The sequence below is a fragment of the Zymomonas sp. genome (assembly GCF_020216885.1).
Lineage (GTDB): Bacteria > Pseudomonadota > Alphaproteobacteria > Sphingomonadales > Sphingomonadaceae > Zymomonas.
This window is the reverse complement of record NZ_JAIWON010000022.1, coordinates 1-10,000: the sequence shown is the minus strand read 5'-3', so window position 1 is coordinate 10,000 and position 10,000 is coordinate 1. Positions and strand designations below refer to the sequence as shown.

Annotated in this window: 9 protein-coding genes; 5 read left to right on the top strand and 4 right to left on the bottom strand. The window is 47.5% G+C overall.

Annotation, left to right across the window (positions count from 1 at the left end):
• From dapB to purM, 3 genes are all read right to left on the bottom strand, one after another.
• The coding region (gene dapB / locus LDL18_RS01170) for a 4-hydroxy-tetrahydrodipicolinate reductase (protein WP_296506284.1) at positions 1-622 on the bottom strand (622 nt) is incomplete at its 3' end.
• A 4-nt stretch (positions 623-626) separates the two neighbouring features.
• Positions 627-1,253 carry a phosphoribosylglycinamide formyltransferase gene (gene purN, locus LDL18_RS01165; RefSeq protein ID WP_296506282.1) on the bottom strand — a complete coding sequence of 209 codons (627 nt, stop codon included), beginning with the start codon at positions 1,251-1,253 and terminating at the stop codon, positions 627-629.
• On the bottom strand, positions 1,246-2,346 hold the full coding sequence (purM, locus tag LDL18_RS01160) for a phosphoribosylformylglycinamidine cyclo-ligase (RefSeq protein ID WP_296506279.1): 1,101 nt from the start codon (positions 2,344-2,346) through the stop codon (positions 1,246-1,248). Before purM ends, purN begins: the two co-directional genes overlap by 8 nt.
• 60 nt (positions 2,347-2,406) lie before the next feature.
• Here purM and LDL18_RS01155 point away from each other — a divergent pair, with 60 nt between their 5' ends.
• From LDL18_RS01155 to LDL18_RS01140, 4 genes are all read left to right on the top strand, one after another.
• Entirely contained in the window at positions 2,407-3,498 is a 1,092-nt protein-coding gene (locus LDL18_RS01155; protein ID WP_296506277.1) for a hypothetical protein, read from the top strand.
• A gap of 3 nt (positions 3,499-3,501) precedes the next feature.
• Positions 3,502-4,146, top strand: a complete 645-nt coding sequence (locus LDL18_RS01150) for a DnaA/Hda family protein (protein WP_296506275.1) — start codon at positions 3,502-3,504, stop codon at positions 4,144-4,146.
• A gap of 198 nt (positions 4,147-4,344) precedes the next feature.
• Positions 4,345-6,483, top strand: a complete 2,139-nt coding sequence (locus LDL18_RS01145; RefSeq protein WP_296506273.1) for an RNA degradosome polyphosphate kinase — start codon at positions 4,345-4,347, stop codon at positions 6,481-6,483.
• A 199-nt stretch (positions 6,484-6,682) separates the two neighbouring features.
• The gene (locus LDL18_RS01140) at positions 6,683-8,176 is read left to right on the top strand and encodes a Ppx/GppA family phosphatase (RefSeq protein ID WP_296506271.1); all 1,494 of its coding nucleotides are present in this window, start codon (positions 6,683-6,685) and stop codon (positions 8,174-8,176) included.
• Between the two features lie 78 nt (positions 8,177-8,254).
• On the opposite strand, the gene rnd is transcribed toward LDL18_RS01140, so the two are convergent.
• Positions 8,255-9,427: a ribonuclease D gene (rnd, locus tag LDL18_RS01135; RefSeq protein ID WP_296506268.1), complete on the bottom strand. Its 1,173-nt coding sequence runs from the start codon at positions 9,425-9,427 to the stop codon at positions 8,255-8,257.
• A 101-nt stretch (positions 9,428-9,528) separates the two neighbouring features.
• Between rnd and LDL18_RS01130 the strand changes: the two genes are divergently transcribed.
• On the top strand, positions 9,529-10,000 hold a 472-nt coding region (locus tag LDL18_RS01130; protein ID WP_296506267.1), incomplete at its 3' end, for an OB-fold nucleic acid binding domain-containing protein.

Here is a 10,000-nt window from a genome sequence, read left to right as displayed (position 1 = left end):
AAACAACCATATGGTCGCCTGCAACCGAGCCACCCCGTAAGCTGGCAAAGCCAATTGTGCCGGTTTTTCTGGGTTCGGTAGCGGGGCAGCGCTGTAAATTGGCGATGGCTTCTAGTTTTTCGCCACGGCCTTCTGCGGCGGCACGTCCTAGTAGTAAAGCTGTGCCTGATGGGGCATCTTTCTTGTGGCGATGATGCATCTCCACAATTTCGATATCCCAATCGCTGCCTAATTTGGCGGCGGCCTGTTTGACTAAAGCGGCCAGCATATTGACCCCAAGCGAGGTGTTAGCGGCCAAGATAACCGGAATTTCAGATGCAGCTTGCTCAATCAGTTGGTGATCAGCTTCGGTAAGGCCGGTCGTGCCGATAATAATCGGTTTTTTGTGATGAAGGGCGGCTTCGATATTATCTTTAAGCGCTGCCGCTGTTGAAAAGTCGATCAAAACATCGGAAGCCTTGGCCAAACTTTCGCTATCGTTATAGGTGCCAAATTCAGCACCTTTCCGCCCAATACCACCGGATAGCTGAATGTCTTGCTGGGATGCGGCTTCCTGAATGGCTTGCCCCATTCGTCCAGCAGCGCCAATCAAACCGATTTTGACAGAAGATTCCTTTGTCATAAGATTATCCTTTCTTATGAAAAACACGGTTATCTTTGAGAATGAGACGATCGGCGGCAAGATCTTCTAGCGCCTCGGCGTAGAGGCGGTGTTCTTCTTTCAATACCCGTTTTGCTAAGCTATCTTCGGTATCGTCTTCGTAGACCTGAACAGCGGCCTGTGCGATGATGGGCCCAGCATCTAGTTCTGATGTGACGAAATGCACGGTACAGCCATGCCATCTGACCCCAGATTCTAATGCGCGTTTATGGGTGTCAAGGCCAGTAAAGCTCGGCAAAAGGGCGGGATGAATGTTGAGCATCCGGCCTTCCCATGCTGAGACAAATTCCGGCGTTACAATCCGCATATAACCAGCGAGAACCACGATATCGAGTTTGGCTTCTTGTAAGATAGCCAGCACTTTTTGATCATAGGCTGCCCGTCCACCATGGCCGCGATGATCGAGAAAAGCCGTTTTGATGCCAGCCTTTTCGGCGGTTTTGAGACCTTGAGCCTCTTCAATATTGGAGAAAACTAAGGTAATTTCATAAGGGCAATCGGGTCGGTTGGAAGCCTCGATCAAGGCTTCCATATTCGATCCACGGCCGGAGATTAAAACACCGACCTTCTTCTTTGCTGGGCTATTAGCCATTATGGGTTACTTTCCAGTCTGAAGCAGAGTTCCAGCTTCCGGCTTTGCCTGCAACTGTGCAGCCTTTTTGACCTTCTTCGATGATGCCGATGGAATAAACAGTTTCGCCTGCCTCATGTAAAGCAGCCTCGACGGTGGCAGCATCTTCGGGATGGACGATTACGGCCATGCCAATACCGCAATTAAAAGTTCTCGCCATTTCGGCGGGATCAAGATCGCCTTCTTGCTGTAAAAACCGCATCAAATCCGGTTGTTCCCAGCGATTGGCATCAATAACGGCATGGCAGTTGTCAGGAAGCGTACGCGGAATATTTTCAAGCAAGCCGCCACCGGTGATATGTGCCAAGGCTGCAATCACATTCTGGCGAATGAGGGGTAACAGTGACCGGACATAAATGCGGGTTGGTTCCATCAAGACATCAATAAGGAGTGAGTCCTTTTTGAAGGGGGCTGGCGCTTTTAAATCCCATTTTTGGCCGTCAGCTAATTTGCGGACAAGTGAAAAACCGTTAGAATGAACACCGGAAGCAGCCATACCCAGAATGATGTCACCTGCACGGACGCGACCAGCTTCCAACACTTGAGAACGCTCGACGGCACCAACAGAGAAACCCGCCAGATCATAATCGCCATCGGCGTAAAGACCGGGCATTTCAGCCGTTTCACCACCGATCAGGGCGCAGCCGGCAATCTTGCAGCCTTCGGCAATACCTGCGATGACTCTTTTGGCTAATTCGGGGTCGAGATGACCTGAAGCAAAATAGTCTAAAAAGAATAAAGGTTCGGCTCCTTGGACAATCAGGTCATTGACACACATCGCCACAAGGTCAATGCCTACATGATCGTGACGGTTGCCGGTAATCGCCAATTTTACCTTGGTTCCGACACCATCATTCGCCGCGACCAGTAACGGATCATTGAAGCCGGCTGCTTTTAAATCAAAAAAGCCGCCGAAACCTCCGAGATCGGCATTGGCTCCGGCTCTCGCCGTCGCACGGGCAAGGGGTGCAATGGCTTTGACCAGCGCATTACCGGTTGCGATAGAAACGCCGGCATCGGCATAACTGTATTTTTGCGTGCTGTTATTAGTCATAAAAAAAGCCCTACACCATCAGACTTGGATTTCTAAGCTGAACTGTTCAAAAGGTTGCATGTGAAGCGGAGATTAGCATTTTTTGACGGAGTTTCCCGTTTTTTCTTCGGATTGTTACCGGCCATAATAACCGGTTACAGTCTGTTCCCGACTATTGCCTATGCCCAGCTTGAACCGGGAGATAGAGGTATTCCGCCAGTTGAGACAACCGAAAATTTGTTGGTTACCGGTATTCGTGTCGATGTCAGTGCTTCATCAGGTGAAAATGCCCGATTGATCGGATGGCGTTTAGCAGAAAGAAAAGCCTGGCAATTATTATGGGATAAGCGGAATGATTTTGACCGCGATGACAATCTGAAAGATCCAACCACGCCTTTTTCTGACAAAAAGCTGGATTCGATTGTGTCTTCGGTGGTGGTCGAAAAAGAAGAGATTAGCGCGAATCGTTATATTGCGACTTTGGGCGTAGAGTTTGATCGGGCGCGGGGTGGTGCGTTGCTTGGCCTTCGCAAGAATCATCACCATTCTTCGCCGATGTTATTGGTGCCTTTGACATGGACGGCCGGAGCGCCGATCAGTTTTGAATGGCGGAATGCCTGGCAAAAAGCTTGGGCAGAATTCAAAACCAGCCATAGTCATATTGCCTATGTCAGGCCGACTGGCGATAATCTTGATCCGGTTTTGTTGAATGCGACCCAGCTTGGTAGTCATAATAAGGCACAATGGCAAAATATTTTGGAGCAATATGGCGCGAGTGGTCTTTTGACTCCTGAAATACGGTTGCATTATAGTTGGCCGGGAGGCCCTGTTTCTGTTTCCTTTTTAGCGAAATACGGTATTGATCAAAAAATATTAGGCCATTTTACTTTGAAAACGGCTTCGGTAGAGAATTTACCTGTCTTATTAAAACAAGGTGTTGAGCATATAGATGCGATCTATATGATGGCTTTGTTTGGCGGTAATCTTGAAAATGATCAGACCTTTATTTCTATCGAGGCTCCGGCTTCGGAAGTGTCGACATTTACGCAAAGAACGATAACCCCGACACCGGTTTCTTCCCCGCAAGGGAAGGCTGTTTTGAAAAATGACAACCAAGCTGGCTTACCCAGCCCCGAAAAAAGAAAGGAGGCGCCCTTGGCGCCCACGCCCTGACCGATGACCTCTTCTCCTCCTGTCACCCAGATGGCATTGCCTCTGATCTGGCCAGAGCCAGAAAATGATGGAGATTTTATTGTCAGTGACGCCAATAATATCGCCGTTGAGCAGTTGCGCTTGTGGCAGAAATGGCCTGTAAAATCGGCGCTTTTAACGGGTATGCGTAAATCGGGGCGCAGCCTTTTGGGACGGCTGTTTGTTGCCCGCACCGGCGGTGAATTGATTGATAATGCGGAAAGACGGTCAGAAGAATTTATTTTCCACGCATGGAATAGGGCGGAACGATTAAAGCGACCTTTGTTGGTGATTGCCGATCAGCCGCCGCCACTTTGGAAAATCAGATTGCCGGATCTACGTTCCCGAATGATAGCGAGCCCCCATCTGGCGATTAAAGCACCAGATGATTCATTGATTGCTGCCTTGATTGAAAGGCGTTTGGGGCGACGTGGATTGCCGGTTTCAACCGAAATATTGGAATGGGTAACGCCGCGTATCGAGCATAACTATATTGCGGTTTTGGACTGGATCGACAAGTTGGATCAGGCAGCCTTGAAAAGACGGGGCCCGATTACCCTGAATATGGTGCGTGCGATCATAGCCGGTGAAGAAATTCCCGATGAAGAAAGACGTGGCCGGAAAATATAATTCGAGGTCGTCTTTTTTTTGTCGTTCTGGGGCAACCGGAAGAAAGAAAAGCGGTTTTATAAAAATATCACATATCTTTGATAGAGTTGATTCGAAAATCAGATCTGTCACTATATTGAAGTTGAAAAAGCGCCTAATCGTTTTTGTCGAGATAGCTGCCAGTCGTTCTTTTCCGCTTAATGGATGAAAGAAAATAATATGTCCCTTATTGCCCAACTGCCTCTGAATGAACGTTTTTTTAATCGGGAATTGTCATGGTTGTCCTTTAATCATCGCGTCCTTGAAGAGGCTGGCAACAAGGTTCATCCGTTATTGGAACGGTTACGTTTCCTGTCCATTTCTGGTAACAATCTTGATGAATTTTTTATGGTTCGCGTGGCCGGATTGAAAGGCCAACAACTGCAAAGTTTGAATGCCTATTCCAATGACGGGATGACGATTGGTCAGCAATTAGCGGCTTTGACAGAAAGCACCCGCGAATTGATGGCAAGCCAGCAAGAATGTTGGTTATCGTTGCGTGAAGAGATGAAAACCGCCGGTATTCAAGTGTTGAATAGCGACGAAATCAACGGCGAAGATGCCGAAATTCTGGAAAATCATTTTCGGGAACAGGTCTTTCCAGTTTTAACACCGCAAGCGCTTGATCCGGCGCATCCTTTCCCCTTTATTCCGAATAAGGGTTTTAGCCTTGTTTTCGATCTGGTGCGGCAGGTTGATAAAATTCCGGTACGTGAATTATTGATGATTCCGTCAACCTTGCCGCGTTTTATCCGTTTGCCTTCTGGTGCCAGTTCGCCACAAAATCCGGCGCGTTATGTCGCAATTGAGACTTTGATCCGGCGTTTTGTTTCTATTCTTTTCCCCGGTTTTGATGTCATCAGTCACGGTGCCTTTCGTCTTATCCGTGATAGTGATATCGAATTTCAAGAAGAAGCCGAAGATCTGGTTCTGTCTTTCCATTCTGCCTTGAAAATGCGTCGCAAAGGGCGCGTGATTCAGTTGGAAATGGAAAAGGACATGCCGCCGGATTTGGAAAAGCTGGTTTGTGATGAGATTAGCGGTGATGCGATTTTATTCCAGAGCAGCGGTTTCCTTGCTATTTCTGATTTAAGTCGAATGGTAGAAGAAGAGAGACCGGATTTAAAATTCGCGCCTTTCACGCCTCGATTTCCCGAACGGATTATGGAATATGGCGGCGACTGCTTCGCAGCTATTCGCGCAAAAGATATCATCGTCCATCACCCTTATGAAACCTTTGACGTCGTTTTGGCCTTTTTACAGCAAGCAGCCGCCGATCCCGATGTCGTGGCTATCAAGCAAACATTATACCGCGCTGGTAAACAATCCGCGGTTATTCGCTCGCTGGTTGACGCGGCTGATGCGGGGAAATCAGTAACGGCCTTGGTTGAGTTGAAAGCCCGTTTTGACGAAGAACAGAATTTAAAATGGGCGACCCAATTGGAACGGGCAGGGGTTCAGGTTGTCTATGGCTTTATTGACTGGAAAACCCATGCCAAGGTTTCGATGGTTGTTCGTCGCGAAGGCAACAGTTACCGCACCTATTGCCATTTCGGAACCGGCAATTACCATCCGGTAACGGCACGTATTTATACTGATTTGAGTTTCTTTACCGCCGATCAGCGGGCAGGGCGTGATGCCGCCCAGCTCTTTAACTATGTCACCGGCTATGTCGAACCGCCGCATCTTGAAATGTTGTCTTTGTCGCCGCATGGTTTGCGGGATAAATTACAGAAGTTGATTGATGCTGAAATTGAGCATGTCAAAGCAGGGCGGCCTGGTGTCATCTGGGCTAAATTAAATTCAGTGGTTGATCCGGCGATTATCGAAAGCCTGTATCGGGCATCGCAGGCTGGTGTTCATATTGATCTTATTGTTCGTGGGATCTGTTGCTTGCGGCCTCAAGTACCGGGGTTATCCGATAATATTCGGGTAAAATCTATTGTCGGGCGCTTTTTAGAACATAGCCGGATTGTCTGTTTCGGTAATGGACATGGATTGCCCCACAAAGATGCCTTGGTCTTTATTTCATCGGCTGACTGGATGCAGCGTAATTTTGACCGGCGCGTTGAAACCTTGGTTCCGATCGAGAATCCGACTGTTCATGCGCAGGTATTAGATCAGATTATGGTCGCCAATTTATTGGATAGCGAACAGAGTTGGCGTTTGTTACCGGATGGTCGTTATGAACGCATTAAAGACCCCGAACATTTGTTCAATCTGCATCATTATTTTATGACCAATCCATCTTTGTCAGGGCGTGGCACGGCCTTGATTGAAAACAAAATTCCGAAATTGCAGATTAGAGAAGAGATCTAGTGTGGAATATACCAGCCCGTTATTTTTTAATAATGGGCTGGCGATATTTTTATAAAAAGGAATGATTTTTTTCTGTGATAGGATAAGAGCATTATAGGATTAGGGAGATTTTTCCCTGCCTAGCGGCCAGTTTTATGTCCTAGTGACCCTTTAAAACGGATTTTTCATGATATTGAATAACAGGCAGGGATCGAACGACGTGGATAAAAAATGCCCGATGCCGAAACAGAAAAAATGGTGCAAATCGGGACCTATCGGTATTATTGATATCGGTTCTAATTCCATCCGTCTGGTGGTGTATGACCAGCTAAGTCGCGCCCCGAGAATCCTGTTCAATGAAAAGATTTCAGCGCAATTAGGCCGCAATATTCCGGTGGATGGCCGGATTGATGAAAAAGCGATTGAACTGGCAATATCCGAATTAACGCGTTTTTGGAAATTGGCACAAATTATGGAGCTTAGCTCCCTTAGAACCGTTGCGACAGCGGCGGTTAGAGATGCTAAAAACGGGGCTTTCCTTCTTGGTGAAATAGCGAAAATCGGGCTGGAAGTTGAAGTTTTGTCGGGAGAAGAAGAGGGCTATGCTTCTGGCTATGGCGTTTTGTCTGCTATCCCCGATGCAGACGGAATTGTTGGCGATTTGGGCGGCGGCAGCCTTGAACTGATCCGTGTATCGAAAGGGCGCGTGAAGGACAGAGTTTCTTTGCCTTTGGGTGTTTTAAGAATTGCGGATATTCGTAAAAAAAGCCGCAATGCTTTGGATAACTTTATATCGGAAGCCTTTAAGAAAATTGATTGGCTGGCCGATGCCCATGATTTGCCTTTCTATATGGTTGGTGGCGCTTGGCGATCTTTGGCTAAATTGGATATGCATGTCAGGCATTATCCGATCCCTGTTTTACATAATTATATTATGTCGCCCGATCGGCCTTCCAAATTGATACGGGTTATTCAGCGCAATAATCCCAAGAAGTTGAAAAATAAGGCAAATATTTCAACTTCGCGTGTCGAACAGCTTTCGGACGCAGCCGCGTTGTTGGCTGTGGTAAGCCGTCATCTTCATAGTCGAGCTTTGGTAACTTCGGCTTATGGATTGAGGGAAGGTTTGCTCTATCTGAGCCTTGATAAGGCCACCCGCAAGTTAGACCCGCTTTTATGGAGTGCCAATCAGCGTGGTGAAACGGCCGGTCGTTTTTATCAGCAGGGTGAAGCCCTTTACGATTGGATGTCGACCCTTTTTGCTCAAGATCCGCTCACTTATCATCGTTTACGGCATGCCGCCTGTTTATTGGCAGATAGCGCTTGGCAGGCTAATCCTGATTTTCGGGCTGAACAAATTTTGAGTATTATTTTACATGGGCGTTGGGTCGGATTGGATGCCTATGGACGAGCTTTGATCGGTCAGGCTTTGGCTGTCAGCTATGATGGCGCAATGGATAAGAAAATTACCAATAATTTATTGAGTGAAGCGGACACAATCCGCGCTGTGCGTTGGGGTAAAGCTATTCGTTTGGGAATGCGTTTGTCAGGAGGGGTAACGACCAGCCTGAAAAAGAGCACTATTCTTTATCGGAATAACAAAATTATTCTGCAATTTTCGGGTAATTACAAATTAAAAGGTGAGACTGTTTTGCGTCGCCTGCGGTCTTTGGCGCATAGTTTTGAAGCCACGGAAGTGGTCGAATTTTTATAGGATTGCCGTATTTATTCATTGAACGCGGTATAAAAAACCTCTGCTGTGATAATGAAACAGCAGAGGCTTTGGTTGCAATTATTCTTTTTCAATTAGGGTCATGGCGATTTTGCCTTTTTGGACGCTGAAAGCCATTTTCCCTTCAATCAAGGCAAGCGCCTCTTTCCCGAAAATATCGTAGCGCCAGCCGGTCAAAACCGGATTATTTTCGCGTTCACCCGCAATGATGCCTTCGATATCGTCGCTTTTTGCGATAAGACGGGCGGCAACCTCGGCATCACGGGCGCGCATTTTAAGCAATAATTTCAGCAAATCGGCAATCATGGCACCGTCTTTCCCGATGCATAATTTCCGGTCATTGCGTTGCGGAATTTCTTCGGGTCTTAAAGATTCGGCATTTTCGATAGCTTCTATCAGTCTTTGGCCGATGTCATTACTGCCCCAGCTTCCCGAAAGTCCACGCACCTTCACCAGATCAGATTGACGGCGAGGGGGGTGTATAGCCAGATCAGCCAAGGTTTCATCTTTGGCGATACGCCCCCTTGGGATATTCCGGTTTTGGGCTTCGATTTCCCGCCATGCGGCCAAGGCTTTTAAGCGACCGAGGATATCGGCTTTCCGGTTGGGCATACGGATACGGAGCCAAGATTTTTCGGGATCATTGATATATTGTGAAGGATCGGCCAGCCGTTCCATTTCCTGATTAAGCCATGCGCCACGCCCTTTATCCCGCAATTCTTTCAACAGCATAGGAAAAAGGGTCGCAAGATGGGTGACATCGGCAATGGCGTAATCCAACTGCCGCCGGTCAAGCGGGCGATGTGACCAATCTGTAAATCTTGCGCCTTTGTCTAATTTGATAGAAAGATATCTTTCTACCAGATTTGAATAGCCGACCTGTTCACCAACACCCAAGGCCATAGCAGCAATTTGGGTGTCAAAAAGAGGAAAGGGCATTTTGCCGGTGTGATGAAGAATAATTTCAAGATCCTGCCCTCCGGCATGAAAAACCTTAAGAATATCTTCATTATTGACCAACAAATCAGTAAGAGGGGTCATATCCAGGCCGGGAGCCAGTGGATCAATGGCCGCGGCTTCTTTATCATCCGCGATCTGAATCAGGCATAACTCCGGCCAATAACTGTTTTCCCGAATAAACTCGGTATCTATGGCAATAAAGTCAGCCCGGGATAAGCGGGAACAAAGAGCGGCTAGCGTTGCGCTATCTGTGATAAGAGGATGAATCTGCATTAAGCCTACTATTAACCGGATTGTGTGCCTTGACAAAGACAAGCTGTCCGAGCGAAGCGCAACAGTAAACAAAAATCTCGTGCAATCAGGAAATTTAATACATGCATGCCTATCGCACCCATAATTGTTCAGCCCTTAGACGCGCCAATGTTGGCGAAAAAGTCCGCCTTTCCGGTTGGGTGCATCGCAAACGCGATCACGGTGGATTACTTTTCGTCGATCTTCGCGATCATTATGGTTTGACCCAGATTGTTGCCGATAGTGATTCGGCTGTTTTCGAAAAACTGGATCAATTACGACTCGAGTCGGTTATCACGGTTACCGGCGAAGTGGTTGAAAGAGCGCCGGAAGTCGTGAACCCCAATCTTGCAACCGGTGAAATCGAAATCCGCGCAGAAGAGGTTGACGTTCAGTCTTTTGCGCAGGAATTACCTTTGCCGGTTGCAGGTGAAGCCGATTATCCTGAAGATATCCGTTTGCGTTATCGCTATCTTGATCTGCGTCGTGATCGTTTACATCGCAATATCGTTTTACGTTCCAACGTCATCGCCAGCCTGCGTCGCCGGATGATCG

What these genes read in the sequence shown, in the direction of transcription:
- rnd (WP_296506268.1), bottom strand. Translation starts at nt 9,427, where the DNA reads ATGCAGATTCATCCTCTTATCACAGATAGCGCAACGCTAGCCGCTCTT.
- LDL18_RS01150 (WP_296506275.1), top strand. Translation starts at nt 3,502, where the DNA reads ATGACCTCTTCTCCTCCTGTCACCCAGATGGCATTGCCTCTGATCTGG.
- LDL18_RS01145 (WP_296506273.1), top strand. Translation starts at nt 4,345, where the DNA reads ATGTCCCTTATTGCCCAACTGCCTCTGAATGAACGTTTTTTTAATCGG.
- purM (WP_296506279.1), bottom strand. Translation starts at nt 2,346, where the DNA reads ATGACTAATAACAGCACGCAAAAATACAGTTATGCCGATGCCGGCGTT.
- purN (WP_296506282.1), bottom strand. Translation starts at nt 1,253, where the DNA reads ATGGCTAATAGCCCAGCAAAGAAGAAGGTCGGTGTTTTAATCTCCGGC.